This is a genomic window from Myxococcus faecalis, assembly GCF_050039385.1.
In the GTDB taxonomy this organism is placed as follows: Bacteria; Myxococcota; Myxococcia; order Myxococcales; family Myxococcaceae; genus Myxococcus; species Myxococcus fulvus.
In genome coordinates this window covers 299,395-319,052 of the sequence record NZ_CP144336.1, presented here as the reverse complement: position 1 = coordinate 319,052, position 19,658 = coordinate 299,395, and the positions used below count along the sequence as shown (strand labels likewise).

The 19,658-nt window shown below is 70.9% G+C and carries 12 protein-coding genes; 10 read left to right on the top strand and 2 right to left on the bottom strand.

Features of this window, described 5'->3' with window-relative positions; translation table 11 throughout:
• Positions 1 to 14: 14 nt before the first annotated feature.
• Positions 15 to 3,488, bottom strand: coding sequence for a glycosyltransferase family 4 protein (locus tag VZQ01_RS01080; RefSeq protein WP_426746689.1), 3,474 nt, complete (start codon positions 3,486 to 3,488; stop codon positions 15 to 17).
• Positions 3,489 to 3,621: 133 nt separating this feature from the next.
• Here VZQ01_RS01080 and VZQ01_RS01075 point away from each other — a divergent pair, with 133 nt between their 5' ends.
• The 4 genes from VZQ01_RS01075 (at position 3,622) to VZQ01_RS01060 (ending at position 9,862) form a co-directional block, all read left to right on the top strand.
• On the top strand, positions 3,622 to 6,102 hold the full coding sequence (locus tag VZQ01_RS01075) for a DUF4912 domain-containing protein (RefSeq protein ID WP_426746688.1): 2,481 nt from the start codon (positions 3,622 to 3,624) through the stop codon (positions 6,100 to 6,102).
• A 25-nt stretch (positions 6,103 to 6,127) separates the two neighbouring features.
• Positions 6,128 to 7,717 carry a glycoside hydrolase family 57 protein gene (locus VZQ01_RS01070; protein WP_426746686.1) on the top strand — a complete coding sequence of 530 codons (1,590 nt, stop codon included), beginning with the start codon at positions 6,128 to 6,130 and terminating at the stop codon, positions 7,715 to 7,717.
• Positions 7,718 to 7,794: 77 nt separating this feature from the next.
• Positions 7,795 to 9,252, top strand: a complete 1,458-nt coding sequence (locus VZQ01_RS01065; RefSeq protein ID WP_223751777.1) for a trypsin-like peptidase domain-containing protein — start codon at positions 7,795 to 7,797, stop codon at positions 9,250 to 9,252.
• Positions 9,253 to 9,268: 16 nt separating this feature from the next.
• Positions 9,269 to 9,862, top strand: coding sequence for an SGNH/GDSL hydrolase family protein (locus VZQ01_RS01060; RefSeq protein WP_426746685.1), 594 nt, complete (start codon positions 9,269 to 9,271; stop codon positions 9,860 to 9,862).
• A gap of 20 nt (positions 9,863 to 9,882) precedes the next feature.
• On the opposite strand, the gene VZQ01_RS01055 is transcribed toward VZQ01_RS01060, so the two are convergent.
• Positions 9,883 to 11,808: a GGDEF domain-containing protein gene (locus VZQ01_RS01055; RefSeq protein ID WP_408890678.1), complete on the bottom strand. Its 1,926-nt coding sequence runs from the start codon at positions 11,806 to 11,808 to the stop codon at positions 9,883 to 9,885.
• Between the two features lie 192 nt (positions 11,809 to 12,000).
• Here VZQ01_RS01055 and pgeF point away from each other — a divergent pair, with 192 nt between their 5' ends.
• The 6 genes from pgeF to VZQ01_RS01025 all read left to right on the top strand — a co-directional run bounded on the left by pgeF (position 12,001) and on the right by VZQ01_RS01025 (position 19,642).
• Entirely contained in the window at positions 12,001 to 12,765 is a 765-nt protein-coding gene (gene pgeF / locus VZQ01_RS01050) for a peptidoglycan editing factor PgeF (RefSeq protein WP_426746684.1), read from the top strand.
• 84 nt (positions 12,766 to 12,849) lie between these two features.
• A complete protein-coding gene (locus VZQ01_RS01045; RefSeq protein WP_141332706.1) occupies positions 12,850 to 13,722 on the top strand; it encodes a tetratricopeptide repeat protein in 873 nt (290 codons plus the stop codon).
• A 26-nt stretch (positions 13,723 to 13,748) separates the two neighbouring features.
• The gene (locus VZQ01_RS01040) at positions 13,749 to 14,981 is read left to right on the top strand and encodes a LysM peptidoglycan-binding domain-containing protein (RefSeq protein ID WP_194869556.1); all 1,233 of its coding nucleotides are present in this window, start codon (positions 13,749 to 13,751) and stop codon (positions 14,979 to 14,981) included.
• Between the two features lie 135 nt (positions 14,982 to 15,116).
• On the top strand, positions 15,117 to 16,238 hold the full coding sequence (locus tag VZQ01_RS01035) for a DNA-processing protein DprA (protein WP_267696534.1): 1,122 nt from the start codon (positions 15,117 to 15,119) through the stop codon (positions 16,236 to 16,238).
• Between the two features lie 11 nt (positions 16,239 to 16,249).
• The gene (topA, locus tag VZQ01_RS01030) at positions 16,250 to 18,826 is read left to right on the top strand and encodes a type I DNA topoisomerase (protein WP_223751771.1); all 2,577 of its coding nucleotides are present in this window, start codon (positions 16,250 to 16,252) and stop codon (positions 18,824 to 18,826) included.
• Positions 18,827 to 18,901: 75 nt separating this feature from the next.
• Entirely contained in the window at positions 18,902 to 19,642 is a 741-nt protein-coding gene (locus tag VZQ01_RS01025; RefSeq protein WP_223784669.1) for a MotA/TolQ/ExbB proton channel family protein, read from the top strand.
• Positions 19,643 to 19,658 lie beyond the last annotated feature (16 nt).

Below are 19,658 nucleotides of genomic sequence, written 5' to 3'. Positions count from 1 at the left end.
CTCGGTTGGCTGCTTCACGAGCTCTTGCCGCGAACGACGCCTGGTGCACGGGGGGCGGAGGGCGTTCGGGATGGATCCGCGTCGTCGTCCCGCCCCGGGAAGGTGGTGGGGGGCGTGTGGCGCGCGAACTGAGTGCCTTCCGGTGGACAGTAGCCGTGGGCGAGCTGGGCGAACCAGGGGTTCAGCGTCGAGGAGAGCGGCTCGGGCGGGGGGCCCTCGTCCTCGTCGGGGATGGGGTCCGCGTCGGCTTCCTGGAGGTCGTCCTCGTCGTCGACGAGCTGGGCGGCGCTGCTGGCGGAGACCTCGGCGTCCTCGACCTCGTCGCTGCTGATTTCGTCCGGTTCATCGTCCAGACGTGGGCGCGAGTGGGGCGGAGTGGGGCCCGCCTCCTCGCCATCCTCGATGGCGTGGGCCTCGTCCTCGGAGATCTCCTCCGGTTCGTCCTCGGCTTCGGGGGACCTGATGGCGGGCAGGCCGGGGCGGGACGCGGAGGTGTCGACGGGCTCCAGTCGAGGGGGCCCGTCGATGGACAAGAGGCGCGGCGGCCGCTGCCGGGGAACGGGCGGCGGGGCGCTGGTGGCGCGAGGGGGGAGGGAGGGGGGCCGGTCGGCGTCGCTGGAGGGGCTGAGGACGGGAGGTCCTCGGTCGGTGTCGGGCGGCGGCAGGTCGCCCAGCAGGGAGGACTTTCCGACGGAAGGGGTGCCGGCTCCCGGGGTGAGGATGGGCGGAGGGCGATCCGGGTCGAGCGCGCTGCCGCGTGATCCGCTGCGCGAGAGGTCGGGCGGCGGGCTGGGACGGACGAGCGGCGGGAGCCGATCCGTCTCACCCGTGCGAGGACGTTCCGGTTCGACGATGCCGGAGGGGCGCGGGGTGTTTCGTTCCGGGTCCGTGGTGTGACCGCGAGCGGTCAGCTCCGGCAGGGCGCTTCGGACCGAGGGCCGCTCCGAGTCGGGATTCGGGACGCGCACGGAGGCCCGTTCGGGCTCGGGGACCGTCGGAGTGCGCCCGGAGGGCCGTTCCGGTTCGGGGACGGGGGTGCCTCGGACGGAGGGGCGCTCCGCGTCGGGGAGTGGCGTGCCGCGAACCGAGGGGGGCTCGGAGTCAGTTGTCGCGCCCGCGCGCCCCGCGGGACGCTCCGGATCCGGTACGGGCGCACCACGAACCGACGGACGCTCTGAGTCGACTCGCGTCGATCCGCGGTCTCCGTCGGGTGAGCCCTTCGTCTGCGGAGTGAGCGGCGCCATCCGACGCGACGGTGTCTCGACCCGTGCGGACGTGCTCCGACTCGCGAGCACCGAGCGCGCGGGGATGATCGGAGTCGGTGCCGGTGCGTCGTCCTCCGCTCGCGAGGCGAGCGGGCTGCGAACAATGGGCGTGGGCGAGGGCGGCTCGTCGAACGGCAGCGGCGCGGGCGCCTTGACGATGGGGGTGGGCGAGGGCGGCTCGTCGAACGGCAGCGGCGCCGGCGCCCGGACCACCGGCGTCGGAGAGGGCGGCTCCTCCCGCGTCGAATGGCGGCCGTTGGAATACGCCCCCCCGTCCCGCGCCATCGCGCCCCGGTCATCCTTCAACGAGGCCGGCATGCGGATGATGGGCGTGGGGGACGGCGGCTCATCCATCGGAAGCGGAGCCGGCGCGCGAACCACGGGCGTCGGCGACGGAGGCTCCTCGGCGCGCTCATCACGGGCCTCCTTCCCGCCCGGTTCCTCACGCGACTCGTCCGGGAACCTCGCCGATTGTGACTCCACGGGCGTCGGCGCCGGTGGCTCATCCCCAAGCCGGGGCGTCCCATGCGGCGGGACCTTCGACAGCCGCTCCTCCGCCGCGTCCTCCTCGCGACGAGGTGAGGCTTCAGGCGCGTCCTGCTCCGGCTCCTCGGGCTCCGTCGTGCGACGGGGCGTGACCGGTGTCGGATCCGGAGGGATGCCCTGCGCCGTCACCGGCGTGGGCTCGGAAGTCGTCGGGGCCGAGGTCGACGAAGCTGCGCCCGGAGTCGACGTCTGTGCGGCGCGCTCACGCAGCGGCAGCCCCATGACGACGGGAGGCTCGATGGGTCGCGCGTCCGGCTCCGTCTTGATGAGCCGCGTATCGAACCCGTCCTCGAGCACCATCCCCATCACCACGGGGGGCTCCTCGGCGGCCACCTCGGACGGGGGCTCGGCGGGCTTCTCCTCGACGGGGTCTCGCTTCGCCGGCTGCGGAATCTTGATGCGCCCGCTGTCGGGCGGCAGCAGCGACGCGAGCCGGCTGGTCGGCGTGCCCGTCACCATCGTCGCCGCGGGCAGGTCATCCTCGCTCCGGCCCGACACGGGGACCGAGCGCTTGTCCAACAGCGAGTCGTAGATATCCAGCAGCTGCCCGCGGATGACCCCCGCGTCGAGCGCCGACTCGGCGTGCTCCCGCGCCCGCTGCCCCAGCTCGATTCGCCGAGGAACGTCGCGCGCCAGCTCGACGATGCGGGCCGCCATCGCCTGGCTGTCGCCGACGGGGAAGAACACCGCCGCGTCCGCCGGGATGAGCTCGCGGCACACCGGCAGGTCGGCGGCGATGATGGGCCGGCCCGCGGCGCAGTACTCGGACACCTTCGCCAGCGGTCCGCCCTGCAGCCGGTTGCGCTCCACATCGTCGAGCGCCAGCACTCCCACGTCCGCCAGCGCCAGCACCTTCGCCACGTCGTCGTGGTGCACCGGCGGCTGGAACTCCACCTGGTCCTTCAGGCCGAGCTCCTTCACCAGCTCGTCCAGGTGCGGCTGCCAGTCCGGGTGCTGCGCGCCCACGAGCGTCAGCCGCACCTCCACCTGCTTCGCCGCCAGCGCCACCGCGCGCAGCAGCGTGGGCAGCCCCTGCCAGCCCACGTGACTGCCCAGGTACATCAGCCGCAGCGGCTCCCCATCCGGAGCGCCCAGCACGTCGGGCGAGAAGGGCCCCAGGTCCACGGGGGCGCGCACGACACGGATGAGCTCCTCGCTCGCGCCGAGGGACTGGATGTACGAGCGAGTCGTCTCGGAGCCGGTGATGATGCGGTCCGCGTTCATCAGGCAGAACAGCTCCTGCCTGCGGACCTTCGACAGGAAGCGCCGGTCGCCCTCCGTCTGCGGGTGCGTGTAGCGCAGCTCCTGGGACGGGAAGGTCTGCGCCTCGTAGATGAGGCGGTAGCCGTAGTCCCCCTTGAGCTCGCACAGCGCGTAGCCCCCGAAGGGGTCCGTGAAGTGGGCGAGCGCATAGTCCTCGCTCTCGAGCTGGCGCCGGACGGCCCGCTCGAAGGCCTGGATTCGCGAGGCGAGGTCCCCCGAGCCTACCGGCACGCGCAGCAGCCGAGCGCCCTGGTACTTCTCGATATGGGAGTGGTCAGGCGTCTTCGCCGATAGCACCACCACAGAGAAGCGGTCGGGCAACGCCTTGAGGTACTCGGTCAAACGGCGTGACGAGCCGGATGGGCCGGGGATGACGTCGAAGCTGCACAGGAGCAGTCTGGGCAGGTCGCTCAAAGCGGGGGCAGAATACCCAGCCGCATCGTGGGTGTCATCGGTTGATGAGAAGCTGAGGGGGTCGGGCGACGAACACAAGCAATGCTGGCACGTTGACCCTCCAGTGCCAGCGACCTAAAGGCGAACGGTGCCTATGGACGACCTCAAGAGCGTCACCGTCGGCTCCCTGCGAGAGCTGGCTCGGAAGCACCTGGGGAGCGGATACAGCAAGCTCAAGAAGGAAGAGTTGATCGCCGCCCTGGCCGCCTTCGTGCCCGCGCTGGCGAAGCTCGCCCGGCTGGCGGGCCTCAGGATTCCCGGGAAGAAGGCCGCCGCGAAGAAGGCCCCGGCTGAAAAAACTCCGGTCCCGGCGAAAATCGCGACCCGACCCGCTCCGCCGGTGAAGGCCGCCGCGGCCAAGGCTCCAGCGCCGGCGTCCAAGACCGCCAGGGCCCGGCCCCCCACGAAGGCGGTGCCCCTGATGAAGACCGCCGCGTCGAAGGCCCCGGCCGTGTCCGCCAAGGCCGAGGCCCCGACGTCTCGCGGTGGCGCCACGAAGGACGCGCTGGCCTCGAAGCGGGCGACTCGGGCGTCCCCGGTGACGGTGGCGAAGGCGCCCGCCGAGTCGAAGCCGAAGCCAGGTCGTTCCCGGGCGGAGGAGCCCTCGGAGCAGGGGAGGGTGTCCGCACCCAAGCGCGTGGCTGCGAAGCGCGCCTCCGAGAAGCCCGGCAGTCCTCCCTCGGCGCGGCCCGCGCAGGTGGTGAACTTTCCGCCCAAGCCTCGAGCGCCTCGTGAACCCGCGAGGGCGGAGGCCGAGGGCTCGGCACCCACGCCTTCGGCGCCGATGGGCGCCCCCGAGTCATCCCAGGCGCCGCCGCCCGCACCTGCTCCCGTCGAGCAGCATCGCGCGGAGCCGGTCATCGAAGGCTTCTTCGTCGCCCGTGTCGCCGGCGAGAGCGAGGCCCGACGTCATCACCTCCAGGAGAAGGTCGAGCACCCGCCCGTGTCCTCGGAGCGAGGCGAGGGACATACCGCCGCGCGGGATGCGCTGCCCTCCGAGTACCAGGACGACACGGTGTTGCTGCTCGCGAGAGACCCGAACACGCTCTTCGCGCTCTGGGACTTCAGCGCCGCGACGCGGACGCGCGCGATGCGTGACCTCGATTCCCCTCGCGCCGTGCTGCGGGTCTTCGACGGAGACGCGCTCGTGCGCGAGCTCGACTGCGTGCTCGAGACGCGCGGTTACTACATCCACGGGCTGCCCTCCGGACGTCTGTACCGCATCGAGGCACACTTCCTCGGGCGCGATGGTCGTTCGCGTAGAATCGGTGGTTCCAGCAACCGGGTTGCACTTCCTCCGGCGGGCGTGTCGACCGACACCTCCGTGCGGTTCATGCGTCGCCCGGTCCCCGTGGAGCCCGAGGCGCCTCCCGTTCCCAGGCGCCAGGTGCCTCCGGTGGAGGAGCGCGAGTACGTCACGTGGCATCGCGTGGAGCTGCCAGGAAGCGCGGGGATGAAGGACATCTCCGTCGTCCACCGCGAGCGCTTCGACGTCGAGGGTGTGCTTCCAGGTGAATCCTCGGGCCCGCACCTCGCCGGCATCGGACGCGCGCCGGGAGCCTCGGATCAGCGTTACGTCGCCTCGCAGCGCTACCTCGAAGCCCAGGCTCGGATGGCCGGGGCCTCGGACATGCGCTACGCGGAGCAGCCGCCCCTCGCGCCTCCCGCGCCGCGCACGCTCGTGTATCTCGAAGTGGGGCCGCCGCGGGCTCCGGGGGCTTCGGACCAGCGATATCAATCGCCCTCGGTGGGCAGGCTCGAAGGCGCCCGTCCACCCGTCGAAGGTCCTCGCCCCACGTATGCGTATCTGGAGGTCGGTCGAGCTCCTGGCGCATCGGACATGCGCTACGTCGACGTCGCGGGTGGCACCGCGCCACCGTCGCCGTCCGACCGGAGATACTTCGAATCGCCCCCGCGTGCTCCGGGCGCATCGGACATGCGGTACTTCGATGCCTCCGCGCAGGTTCCGGGGGCGTCCGGCTGGCGCTATCTGGAGTCCCCTCCGAGAGCCTCGGGTGCATCGGATTGGGCCTACAGCGACGCCGCGGGCTGGCAGTACCTCGTGTCACCTCCACGCGCGCTGACCAGCTCGGACTTCATGCCCCTCGCGTCGCCCGAGGTCGTTGCGGGGCCCCGTCATGGCGATGTGGCGGCGTCCCGCCACGTCGAGCCCAGCCCGCGAGCCTTCGAGGCCTCGGACCTGCGCTATGGGGACACGTCCTCGCGCGAGGGCCCGGACCTTCACCAGGGCCCTGGGGTGTCTGGTGCGGCCACACCGGCGAACAGCGAGGCGCCACGGGGTACCCGAGAGCTCCCCGGCGCAGGGACGCCCACCTCGCCGGAGTCCGGCTACTTCGAGGCACGCCCACGAGAGACTCGCGAGCCCGCGCCGCCGCGACACGACGAGCCCGCGTCGGTCATCCCCGTGTCGGGCTTCTTCGACGCGCCTTCCGGGTCGTCGGACGCCAGGGACCGCGCCGCCTCCGAGCGCGTCCTGGAGGTCAGGAGTCCTCCACCCGCTGTCTCGAACGAGCCCCCGCATCGGAAGCCGCCCTCGGGCGGCGGCCGCTCGTGAACCTCCACGGACCTCCCGACCGACCATGAGCCTGGGCTCCCTTTCTCTCGTCCTCCACGCGCACCTGCCGTTCGTCCGTCATCCCGAGCACGAGGACTTCCTCGAGGAGGACTGGCTCTACGAGGCCATCTCCGAGACCTACCTCCCGCTGCTGCTCGCGTTCGATTCCCTGGCGGAGGATGGAGTCCCGTTCCGCCTGGCGATGACGCTGTCGCCCACGCTCGTCACCATGCTGCGCGACGAGTTGTTGATGAAGCGCTACGAGAGGAAGCTCGAGCAGCTGTGTGAGCTGGGCGAGCGCGAGGTCCATCGCACGAGGACCGACGCCACCTTCGGTCCCCTGGCGCGCTTCCATCGCGACCACTTCGAGTCGCTGCGCCGCGCCTTCCATGACCGCTACCGAGGAGACCTCGTCTCCGCGTTCCGCCGACTCCAGGACGCGGGCCACCTGGACATCCTCACGTGCAACGCGACCCACGGCTTCCTGCCGCTGATGCAGCAGGTGCCCGAGGCCGTGCGCGCGCAGGTGTCGGTCGCCGCCAACCACTACCGGCAGAACTTCGGGAAGGACCCCGCGGGCATCTGGCTGGCCGAGTGCGGCTACTTCCCGGGCCTGGAGCGCGTGCTCGCCGCCGAGCGCATCCGGTACTTCTTCGTCGACACGCACGGCCTCACGGACGCCACGCCGCGCCCGCTCCACGGGCCCTACGCGCCCATCTTCACCGAGGCCGGCGTCGCCGCGTACGCGAGAGACCCCGAGAGCAGTCAGCAGGTCTGGAGCTCCGAGTACGGCTACCCCGGCGACCCCGAGTACCGCGAGTTCTACCGGGACATCGGCTGGGACCTGGACCTGGACTACATCCGCCCGTACATCCAACCCACGGGGGACCGGAAGAACACGGGCTTCAAGTACTACCGCATCACCGGCAAGACGAACGACAAGCAGCCCTATGACCCCGCGCGAGCCCGCGCACGCGCCGAGGTCCACGCCGGCAACTTCCTCTTCAACCGGCAGCGGCAGCTCGAGTACCTCGCCTCGCGGCTCGGGGGCCGCAAGCCCGTGGTGGTGGCCCCGTACGACGCGGAGCTCTTCGGCCACTGGTGGTTCGAGGGGCCGTGGTTCCTCGAGTCCTTCATCCGTCAGGCCGCGCGCGCCCGGTCCACCTTCGACCTGGTGACGCCGGCGGACGACCTGCGAGACCACCCCGAGAACCAGGTGGCCACGCCGCCGATGTCCTCGTGGGGCGCGGGCGGCTACGCGCACATGTGGCTGGACGACAGCAACGACTGGGTCTACCGCCACCTGAACCACTGCGCTCGGAAGATGGTGGGGCTGGCCCGGGACTTCCCGGAGGCCACCGATTCGCAGCGCCGCGCGCTCAACCAGGCCGCTCGCGAGCTGCTTCTCGCCCAGAGCTCCGACTGGGCCTTCATCATGAAGACGGGCACCATGGTGGACTACGCCAAGCGCCGCACCCAGGAGCACGTGCGCCACTTCCTCCGCCTGCACGACGAGCTGCGCGCGGGTACCCTGGACGAGCCCTGGCTCACCGGGCTGGAGGCGCGCGACAACGTCTTCCCGGAGCTGGACTACCGCCTCTACCAGCCCGGCTGACACCACGTTCCGCTGGATGACCGCCCACAGGCCCTTTCGCTTGCGGGACCGCATTTCGGCTTTAGCTTGGGGTGCATATGAACCGTTCTCCCGTCATGTTCCGCAGGGCCCTGGTCGGCGCGCTCCTGCTCGCCGTCCCGTCGGTCTCCTGGGCCCAGGCTCCGGCGCAGACCGCGCCGGGCAACCTCCAGCCCGCGACGCGGGAGGCGCAGGCGCTGCCGTCGCTGGCTCCGCTGGTGGAGTCGGTGAAGTCCGCCGTCGTCAACGTGGACGTGCAGGCGCGCGGGGGCGGCGGTCCCCGGGGCATGGGCGGTGGCATGGATGACAACCCGCTCTTCGACCGCTTCTTCGGCGGCGGGAGGGGCGGGCGGGAGCCGCTGCGCCAGGGCGCGGGCTCGGGGTTCATCATCGAGCCGACGGGCATCGTCCTCACGAACAACCACGTGGTGGAGGGCGCCGTCTCCATCACCGTGCGCCTGGATGACGGGCGCTCGTTCGCCGGCACCGTGGTGGGCAGGGATCCGCTGACGGACGTCGCGCTGGTGAAGCTCAAGGACAAGGTGGAGGGGCTGCCCACGGTGAAGCTGGGCGACTCGGACGCGCTGCGCGTGGGGGACTGGGTGGTCGCCATCGGCAACCCGTTCGGCCTGGCCTCCAGCGTCAGCCTGGGCATCGTCTCGGCGCGCGCCCGCGACATCGGCGCGAGCCAGTACGACGAGTTCCTCCAGACGGATGCCGCCATCAACCCGGGCAACTCCGGTGGTCCGCTGTTCAACATGAAGGGCGAGGTCGTCGGCATCAACACGGCCATCGTCGGCGGTGGCACCGGCATCGGCTTCGCGGTGCCCAGCAACCTGGTGAAGGCGCTGGTGCCGCAGCTGGAGAAGGACGGCTCCGTCACGCGCGCGTGGCTGGGCGTCGGCATCCAGGATTTGACGCGCGACCTGGCGGGCGCGCTCAAGCTGCCCGTCACCGAGGGCGCCATCCTCACGCAGGTGAACCCGGGCTCTCCCGCGGCGAAGGCGGGGCTGAAGTCCGACGACGTCGTCACCGCCATCGACGGGCAGCAGGTGACGTCCAGCGGCCAGCTCACGCGCACGGTGGCGCTCAAGCGGCCGGGCAGCACGTCCACGCTGACGGTGTTCCGCGAGGGCAAGAAGCAGGACGTGAAGGTGACGCTCGGCACGCGGCCGGACCTGGAGGGCGTGGCCGCGCGCAAGCAGGAGGGGGACGAGTCGCAGGAGAGCTCCCGCCGCGTGGGCGTCAGCCTGCAGAACCTGGATGCGCGCACGGCGCAGCAGGCGGGCTTCACGGACCGCCAGGGCGCGCTCATCACCGACGTGGTGCCGGGCTCTCCCGCGGACCGCGCGCAGCTCGAGGCGGGCATGGTGGTGGTGGAGGTCAATCGCAAGCCGGTGGCCCGGGCGGATGACCTGGCCAAGGCGATTCGCGCCGCGCCCGCGGGCAGCACGCTGCTGCTGCGCGTGACGGGGCCGGGTGGTGGCCGCCTGCTGCGCGCGCTGCGCGTGCCGTAGCGGAGGGATGGCGCACATGAGCGTCAACTACGTCGCGCTCGGAGACAGCACGGCGATGGGCGTGGGCGCGACGCGGGGAGGGGGCTATCCAGAGCGCCTCGCCTCGCGGTTGCGCGGCGATGGCCTGTCACTCGGCTTGACGAACCTGGGCGTCAGCGGCGCGCGCATCCGGGATGTCTTCACCGGCCAGGTCAAGGCGGCGGTGGCCGCGCAGCCGACGCTGGTGACCCTGGGCGTGGGCACCAACGACATCTGGCGCGGCACCGCGCTGGAGGACTTCCGCGAGGACCTGGAGCGGATCGCTCGCAGGCTCAAGCAGACCGGCGCGCCGCTCGTGCTGGTGAACATCGCGGACATGGCGCTGGCGCCGATTGCGCGGATGGTGCCGAGCACCCTCTACGAGGGCCGCATCGAGCCCTTCAACGCCGCCATCGCCGAGGTGGCGTGCGCGGAAGGGCTGCACCTGGTGGACCTGCACTCGGCCAGCCGGGAGATGTTCCCGCGCTCGGCGCACTTCTTCTCGCAGGACGGGTTCCATCCCTCGGATGAGGGCTACGAGGAGTGGGCGGACCTGATGCTGCCCACGGTGCGCACGCTCGTGTCGCGCTGAAGCGGTGGGGTACCCCGGTTTCAGGCCTTGGCCACGCCACCGGGAGGCGTCGACGCGGCGGCCTCCGCGGGAGGCGCGTGGGGGCCGCGCTCACGGCCGGGGTGGATCTCCATCCCCACCTCGAACGCCGTGCTGCGGTTGCGGCCCGTGCGCTTGCTGCAATAGAGGGCCGCGTCCGCGCTGTCGACCAGGCCCTCCTGCGTGGAGGCGTCGCTGGGGAAGTGGGACACGCCGACGGAGACGGTGACGTGTCCTCCGGGCAGCCCCGGCTGCGAGAGCACCAGGTGCTCCGCCACCGCGCGCCGCAGCTTCTCCGCCACGTCCATGGCGTCCTGCTTGGTCGTCTGGGGCAGCAGCAGGACGAACTCCTCGCCGCCGTAGCGCGCCAGCGTGTCCACCTTGCGCACGCGCGTGCGCAGGATGTCGCAGACGCGGCGGAGCGTCTCGTCACCCACGCGGTGGCCCGCGAGGTCATTGAGGCGCTTGAAGTGGTCCACGTCCACCATGAGCAGCGCCAGCGGCGTGCCGAAGCGCTGCGCCCGCGCCAGCTCCAGCTCCATGCGCTGGAACAGGTGGCGCCGGTTGGGGACTCCCGTCAGCGGGTCCGTCATGGTGAGCTTCACCGTCTCCGCGTGCAGCCGCGCGTTCTTCACCGCGGCCGCGGCGATGTCCGCCACGGCGGTGAGCAGCTCGATTTCGCCTGCGGAGAAGCTGGCGATGTGCGGCCGCTGGAAGTTCACCACGCCCAGGAGCGTGCCCGCGTGCACCATGGGCACCGCCAGCAGCGCGCCCGTGTTCAGCGCGTCCGCCGACAGTCCGCGGCGCGCGAAGATGCTCGTCGGGTCCGCCACGTCCGGCAGGTACACCGCCTTGTGCGTCTGCGCCGCGCGTCCACACGCGCCCTCGCCCAGGGCGAAGGTGAGGCCCTCGGACCCACGGTGCTCCGGCCACGCCTGCCGCACCTCCAGCGCGCCCTCCGGGTTGAGGAGCATGATGGAGAACTCGGGGATCTGCAGCCGCTCCACCACCAGCCGGGTGACGCCGTCGAGCAGCTCGTCCAGCTCCAGCGTGTCATTGAGCGAGCGGGTGATGTCGAACAGCAGCGACAGCTCCCGCAGGCGGTCCTCGAGCTCGTCCTTGAGCGCGAGCTTCTCCTTCACCAGCTCCAGATCTCGGTGGGTGTCGATCTCCTCCGCCTTCATGGCGGTGAGCCGCGCGAGCATCTGGTTGAAGGCGGCGCCCAGCCGGGCGATTTCATCCGTGCCGCGCACGTCCGCGCGCACCAGCAGGTCTCCGGCCTCCGCGCGCCCCATCGCCGCGCTCAGCCGACGCAGCGGCCGCGTGAGGTTGAAGTGCAGCGAGAGCGCGATGACCAGCGCGAGCAGGATGGCGAACAGCGCCATGGACGCCAGCGCGCCGCCGAACACGTGCGTGAGCTGCTGGTGCAGCGCGGGCTCCAACATCCGCATCTGCAGCACGCTCTCGCCAGGGACCTCACCGCGCGTGTGACAGCCGCCGCACTCCGGTCCGCCCAGGGGACGCACCACCTCGGTGACGCCGTCCGCCGAGCGCGCCGTCTCCGGCCCGGGGCGGGTGAGCCGCTCGGCCTCGCGGTGCCGGGTGCCCACCTCGGACGGGTTGCGAGACCAGCGGATGATGCCGTCCGCCGTCAGCACGCGCACGTCCTCGACCGAGCGGAACAGCCGCGTGTCCGAGTGCAGCACCTCCGTCACCGCCCCGTGCGCCGCGGCGCCAGGAGGCTGCGGCAGCATGAAGGTGGAGGCGACGAACTCCGCGAGCGCGAGCGACTCCACCTGCGTGGCGTCCTGCACCGCCACCCGGGCCTCGCGCCAGAAGTGACCGACCCCCAGCAGCGCCACCACCAGTCCCGGCAGAGCGATGCTCCAGAGGAGCTTCCGGCCTACGGTGTCGGGACCCAGGGGCATGGCGCGTTCGCGTCACTTCGTTCGAAAAGACGACACTCGTTTCACGAAGAGTCCGCGGAATTGTCAATGGGCTGACGCGGACTGTCAAACGTACTTCCATGGGAAATTTATCATTCCGTTGGCGCATCCGGCTGGCGCGAGCCGACGTCCGCGTGCGTCGCGCGGGGAGGGGAGGTTAGAAGAGGCTTCCCCATGTCGATTGAGTTGCTGACGTCCCGACTGCTCCCAGTCCCTCACGGCTTCGCGACGCGCGCGGGGGGAGTGTCCGAAGGCCCGTTCTCCTCGCTGAACCTGGGTTTCTCCACCGGAGACGCGCGCGAGAAGGTGGAGGAGAACCTGCGCCGGCTCGCGGGCGCGGCGGGTGCTCCGCTGGGCGCGCTGTCCCGCGTGTCACAAGTGCATGGCGACGTGGTGCTGGAGGCGCGCGTCGAGCAGGTGGACGAAGCACTGCGGCCGGTGGAGGGCGAGGCGGACGCGCTGTGGACGGAAGTCCCTGGCACCTGGGTGGCGGTGGGGACGGCGGACTGCGTGCCGGTGGTGTTGGTGGACCCGGACGGGCGGCGCGTGGCGGCGATCCACTCGGGGTGGAAGGGGACGGACCTGGTCATCAGCGCGCGCGCCGTGGAGGCGCTGGTGGCGCGGGGGGCCCGGCCGGAGCGGTTGCTCGCGGCGGTGGGGCCTTCCATCCAGCGCTGCTGCTACGAGGTGTCGCAGGAGCTGGGGCAGCGCTTCACGCAGCGCTTCGGCGCGGACGTCGTGGAGGTGGAACGCTCCGGCCGCGTCCGGCTGGACCTGAGCCGGGCGGTGCGGAGGTCACTGGTGGGCGCGGGGCTGCGGCCGGAGCACGTGGACGTGCTACAGGCCTGTACCGCGTGCGAGCCCTCGCGGTTCTTCTCCCACCGCCGTGACGCGGGGCGCACCGGACGGCACCTGAACCTGGTGGTGAACCGGTTCTAGGGGCGGCTTCCGGCCGTTTTCTTGACGCTCTTGGACGTGCCTTCCTATCCTCGCGGGGGAATTCCCTTGCGTCCATCGAGGCCCGTGCTCGCGCGCTCCGTCATCTTCCGCCTGCTCGTCGCCGCGCCGCTGTGCGCGCTGTGCGCCTGTGCCAACAACGCCGCCTCCCAGGCGGACGTCGGGGCGCTGACGGCCGAGGTGCGCGCGCTGCGTGAGTCGCAGTCCCGGCTGGTGGAGCGGTTGGAGCGCCTGGAGGCCCATGCCGCGGTGGACCGCGCGCGCACGGCGCCCAGCGCGGCCCGGCCCGCTTCCTCCGCGACGGTGCCCGTCACGGCGGTGGAGTCGGGTGGGGCGCTGATGTCCACGCCGGAGCTGTCCGTGGTGAAGCTCAAGCCGCGCTTCGAGCCCGCGCCCAGGCTGAACACGCAGGTGGCGGTGGTGGAGCCGGACTCCGAGCAGATGGAGATGTTCATCAGCCCGGTGGGCGAGGACTCCGCGCCCGTGGCCTCCATCTCCTCCTCGGGCGGCGCCACCATGGTGAGCACGCGGGGCGAGGACCCCGCGGACCAGCCGGACCCGGACGTGCTCGACGCGGACTACGAGAAGTACGTGTCCATGCTGCGCACCGGCAACGTGGAGGGGGGCGTGCAGCGCCTGCGCCGCTTCTCCGAGGAGAACCCCCGCCACCCGCGCGCGGACAACGCGCTGTACTTCAGCGGGCTGGGGCAGATGGGGCTCAACGACTTCAAGGACGCCGCCAGCACGTTCGAGCGGCTGATCGCCACCTATCCCGCCGGGGACGCCGTGTTGGACGGCATGCTCCGGCTCGCCGAGTGTCGGGTGCGGCTCAACCAGGCCGCGGATGCCCGGGCTCTCTACACGCGCGTCGTCACCCAGTTCCCGGGGACGGCCGCCGCCACGCAGGCGGAGCAGCGGCTCGCCGCGCTCTCGCAGTGAAGTCTTCATCGAAAGGAAGTCGTGCGATGCGCTCCCGGATCCTCACCTCGCTGATGTTGAGCCTCGCCGTCGCCCCCGCCTGGAGCGCGCTCGCGCAGCAGGAGGGTGGCGAGCAGGACGACACGGAGGCTGGCGGAGAGACTGAAGGCGCCGACGTCATGGACGAGGCCCCCGAGCCTCCTTCCGGCGGCACCACCGTGCAGTTGCCCCCGGGCGCGCCCAGGGGCCGCGAGAGCGCGCCGGGCACCGTCCACACGGTGCAGGAGGGCGACACGCTGTGGGACCTGTCCCAGCGCTACCTGGACAGCCCCTGGTACTGGCCGAAGGTCTGGTCCTACAACCCGGAGATCGCCAACCCGCATTGGATCTACCCGGGCAACCAGGTGCGCTTCTTCGGCTCCGGCGAGGAGGTCCCCCAGCGCGTGGAGACCGAGCAGGACCCCGGGGACGTGGTCGCGCCCACGGAGCTCGCCGACAACACCGTCACCGTGACGGGGAAGATCGGCTACGACGTGTCCTCGTCGCGCCCCGTGACGACGCAGGGCTTCGTGACGCCGCGTGAGCTGGACGAGGCGGGCCGCATCGAGGGCTCGCCCAACGGCGCGCACATGCTGTCCTTCCCGGACAACGTCTACGTGCGCTTCAAGCGCAAGGCGGACGCGAAGGTGGGCGACCGCTACGTCGTGTTCCACACCACGCAGGCGGTGCACCACCCGCGCACGGGCGCCAAGCTGGGCTACCTGACGGACTTCGCGGGCACGCTGCGCGTGGTGCGCGTGGACAAGGGCCTGGTGACGGCGCAGATCGTCGACACCTGGGACGGCATCGAGCGCGGCTTCCTGGTGGGCCCCTACGGCGAGAAGCTCACCGAGCGCGTGGCCCCGCGTCCGAACACGAACTCCAAGGACCTCAACGCCACGGTCATCACCTCGCTGGTGCCGTACCTGACGCTCCTGGGCGAGCACAACACCATCGTCCTGGACAAGGGCAGCGCGGACGGCGTGCAGCTGGGCAACACCTTCGTCATCCTGCGCCAGGGGGATCCGGCGCGCGCGGTGCTGGGCAAGAAGGTCGTGCCGGCCCAGTCGGAGGCGGACAAGGCGCTGCCCTGGGAGCGCATCGGCACGTGCATGGTGACCGAGGTGAAGGAGCGCACGAACAACTGCCTCATGATGAACTCCCTGGAAGAGGTCTCCACGGGAGATCGCGCGCTCATGCGTCCGAGCGGCGCCGCGCCGGCGACCAGCGCCAGCCGCTGAGTCCGGCAGGAAAAGTGCATCCCCCTCCACGCCGGAGGGGTTGAGTGCTTGACCGGTGGCGGCCCGGTGTTTATGTGTCGCGCCCCTCCCAGGGGACCCATCTTCTATATAGGTGGGTCTCGAGTGGGGGTCGGTATGGCGGACGCTGAGACGGACAGCCTCACGGCGGAGCAGCAGGCGTGCCTGGCGCTCTGGGCGGTTCCCGGCCTGGGGCCGAGGACGCTGGTCGCCCTGCGCGCGTTCGCCGACGGTCGCCTGGCGCCCCTGGCCTCGACTCCTGTACGGGACTGGGTGTCCGACGCGCCGGTTTCCCCACAGGTCCGCCAGAGGCTGGCGGCGGTGGCGGGGCTGCCGGCCGTGGCGGAGCGACTCCTGGAGCTGTGTCGGACGAGTGGCACGCGGGTGGCGTTCGCCGACGAGCGGGCCTACCCGGAGCGACTGCGGGACGTGGAGGACGCGCCGCCGCTGCTGTTCTTCCGGGGCCAGCCGGGCCCCCCGCGCCGACGGGTGGCGATGGTGGGCAGCCGGCGTCCGGACCAGGGCTTCCTGCCGTTCGCCCGGTCGCTGGCCCGTCAGGTGGCCGAGGGCGGGGTGGGGGTGGTCTCCGGAGCGGCGGCGGGCGTGGACCGGGCGTGTCACTGGGGCGCGCTGGATGCGGGAGGGGAGACCTGGGCGTTCCTGGGGTCGGCGCTGGACGCGTTGGACCCGGCGCAGGCCCGCCTGCTGCCCCACTTCCTGGAGCGGGGTGGGGTGTTCTTCAGCGAGCTGCCGCCTGGGGTCCGGGCGAGCACCACGACGTTCCCCCGGCGCAACCGCCTCATCTCCGGCGCATCGGATGCGGTCCTGGTGGTGAGGGCGGGGGCGGAGTCGGGGAGTCTGTACACGGCCCGGGCGGGGCGGGCGCAGGGACGGCCCGTCCTCGCGATGCCCGGGGACGTGCGGCAGGAGGGGGCGGCGGGCTGCAACGCGCTGTTGCGAGAGGGCCACGCGAGCGCGTGCCTGGACGTGAAGGACGTCTGGCGGGCGGTGGGTGTTGACCCTGGGTGGATGGTGGCGCCGGGCAGGGAGGATTGCTGGGCCCGGCTCTCCGCGGAAGCACGCGGGGCCTATGCGGTGTTGGACCGGATTCCCCGGACGTTCGACGAGGTGCTGGCCGGGAGCACCCTCACGCCGGCCGCGCTGGTGAGCGCGCTGGTGGAGCTGGAGATGACGGGGCTGGTCCTCCAGCACCCGGGCAGGTTGTACGAGAAGCTCTAGGTAGGAGAGTCATGGCCACGCGGACGAAGAAGAAGGCGGAAGAGACCGAGGCGACCGAGGAGAAGGCGCCCCGCAAGGCAGCCGGCAAGGCGGCCGGTCGCACCGCCGCCAAGAAGAAGCCTGCGGCCAAGAAGGCCGCGGCGAAGAAGACGGCCGCCCGTCGGCGCGCGACGAAGAAGGGTGACGACGACGCGCTGCCCTCCGTGGAGGCGGATGCGGAGGAGGAGGCCACGCCGCGCGGCAAGGGGCCGCACTACCTGGTCGTCGTGGAGTCCCCCGCCAAAGCGAAGACCATCAAGAAGTACCTGGGCTCCGGCTACACGGTGAAGGCCTCCGTGGGGCACGTGAAGGACCTGCCCAAGAGCAAGATCGGCGTCGACGTCGAGCACGACTTCCAGCCCGAGTACGAGGTCATCAAGGGCAAGGAGAAGGTTCTCAACGAGCTGAAGAAGATGGCGAAGTCCGCCGACAAGGTCTTCCTGGCCACGGACCCCGACCGCGAGGGCGAGGCCATTGCGTGGCACATCAAGGAAGAGCTGGCGCACCCGGACGCGATGCGGGTGACCTTCAACGAAATCACCAAGAAGGCCATCCAGGAAGCCATCGCCCAGCCGCGCGAGCTGAACCAGGACAACTACGACTCGCAGCAGACGCGCCGCATCCTGGACCGCCTGGTGGGCTATCAGATCTCCCCGCTGCTCTGGCAGAAGATCCGCCGGGGCCTGTCCGCCGGCCGCGTGCAGTCGGTGGCGGTGCGGCTCATCGTGGAGCGCGAGGCGGAGATCAAGGCCTTCGTCCCCGAGGAGTACTGGACGCTGGACGCGCTCCTGGAGGGCCCGTCCGGCCCGCCGCCGTTCAAGGCCAAGCTGTCCAAGGTGGACGGCAAGAAGGTGGAGCTGAAGGACCGCGTCAACACGGAGGCGCTCGTCGCCGAGCTGCAGGGCGCCGCCTTCAACGTGGCCAAGGTGGACCGCCGCGAGCGCCGCCGCAACGCGCCCGCGCCCTTCATCACGTCCAAGCTCCAGCAGGAGGCGGCCAACCGGCTGTCCTTCACCGCGAAGAAGACGATGACGCTGGCCCAGAAGCTCTACGAGGGCGTGCCCCTCGGCGAGGAGGGCCAGACGGCGCTCATCACGTACATGCGCACGGACTCCACGCGTCTGTCGGACGACGCCGTGAAGCAGGTGCGGGAGATGATCGGCACGAAGTACGGCGCGGAGTACCTGCCCGAGGAGCCGGTGGTCTACAAGTCGCGCAAGAGCGCGCAGGACGCCCACGAGGCCATCCGCCCCACGTCGCTGGAGTACCCGCCGGAGCGGGTGCGCCCGTTCTTCGACGCGATGGACGAGCAGGACATGTTCCGGCTCTACGAGCTCATCTGGAACCGGTTCGTGGCGTGCCAGATGAAGCCCGCCGTGTACGACCAGACGAGCGCGGACATCGCCGCGGGCCGGGCCACGTTCCGCGCCTCCGGCAGCACGCTGAAGTTCCCCGGCTACCTCGCGGTGTACGGCGCGGGCCTGACGCCGGAAGAGGAGGCGGAGAAGGAGAAGGCCAAGGCCGCCGGTGACGAGAGCGCGGACGGCGCCGACGCGGTGGGCGACCTGCCGGTGCTCAACGACGGCGACAAGCTGGGGCTGCAGAAGCTCGTGCACGAGCAGCACTTCACCCAGCCGCCCCCGCGCTTCAGCGAGGCCACGCTGGTGAAGGAGCTGGAGGAGAAGGGCATCGGCCGGCCGTCCACGTATGCGGCCATCCTCTCCACCATCCAGGACAAGAAGTACGTGGAGAAGCTGGAGAGCCGCTTCCGGCCCACGGACCTGGGGCAGATGACGAACGAGATGCTCGTCAAGCACTTCCCCCACGAACTGGACGTCACCTTCACGGCGACGATGGAGGAGAAGCTCGATCAGATCTCCGAGGGCGGCGCCAAGTGGGTGGCGGTGCTGCGCGACTTCTACGGGCCCTTCAAGGACACGCTCGAGAAGGCGAAGGCGGAGATGCGCGACGTCAAGCGCGAGGAGATCAAGACCGACATCGCCTGTGAGAAGTGCGGCAACCACTTCGTCATCAAGTTCGGGAAGATGGGGCACTTCCTCGCCTGCTCGAACTACCCCGACTGCAAGAACACCAAGGACTTCAAGCGGGACGCCGAGGGGAAGATCGTCATCGTCGAGGAGGAGACGACGGACGAGCTGTGCGAGAAGTGCGGCAAGCCCATGGTCATCAAGCGCGGCCGCTTCGGGCGCTTCATGGCGTGCTCGGGCTACCCGGACTGCAAGACGTCCAAGCCCATCTCCATCGGCGTCAACTGCCCGGAGTGCAAGCAGGGCTACCTGACGGAGCGCCGCAGCGGCCGGGGGAAGATCTTCTTCGGCTGCAACCGCTACCCCGACTGCCGCTTCGCCGCCTGGGACCGGCCGCTCGCCGAGTCCTGCCCCCAGTGCGCCTCGCCGTACCTGCTGCAGAAGTTCTCCAAGCGGGACGGGGCGTACATCTCCTGCCCCAACAAGGAGTGCGACTACCGGCGGGAGGTCGCGGAGCAGCCGGGCGTCCCCACGGACCCGGGGACCAGCTCGGCTGCCTGAAAACCCAAGTGTTTACAGGGGGCTGGCCCGTCCGTGGCTTGACAGCTTCGGCGGGCCCGCCCTACAACCCGGCCAATGATTTCCTCGGTGGTCAGCGAGTGGCTGGTCAACGCGAGCCTCGCGGCCGCGGACGCCGGCAAGCTGGGTGTCACGGACTCCGTCATCAAGTTCTTCAAGGATGGCGGTCCGTTCATGTTCGTGAACCTGTTCTGGCTGGCGTGCGCGCTGGCGGTGGCCACCGAGCGCATCGTCACGCTGGTGTTCCGCTACAACCTGAACCCCGCGCCCTTCATGGAGCAGATCTCCAAGCTGGTGCGCAGCGGCAACCTGGACCGGGCGGTGAAGGTCTGCGCCATGGCGCCCAACGCGCCGCTGGCGAAGGTCATCCGCGCGGGGCTGGTGAACGCCAACCGGGGTGAGATCGAGGTGGCCAAGGGCGTGGAGGAGGCCATCGTCGAGTACAGCCCGCACGTGACGAAGCGCATCCCCTGGCTGTGGTCCCTGGCGAACATCGCCACGCTGGTGGGCCTGGTGGGCACCATCTTCGGCCTCATCGGGACCTTCCAGGCGCTGGGCAATGTGCCGGCGGAGCAGAAGCAGGTGCTCCTGTCGGAGGGCATCTCCAAGGCGATGAACAACACGGCCTTCGCGCTCTCCATCGCGGTGCTGTGCATCGTGTTCCACCTGTTCCTGACGTCGTACGCCAAGGGCATGGTGGAGAGCCTGGAGCTGCACGCGCTGAAGCTGGAGAACCTGCTGTCGCGGCGCGGCGGCGTGGACCCGGCGGCCACGGAGCTCGAGGCTCGCGCGTCGTAGCGCGGGCGGAGCGCGC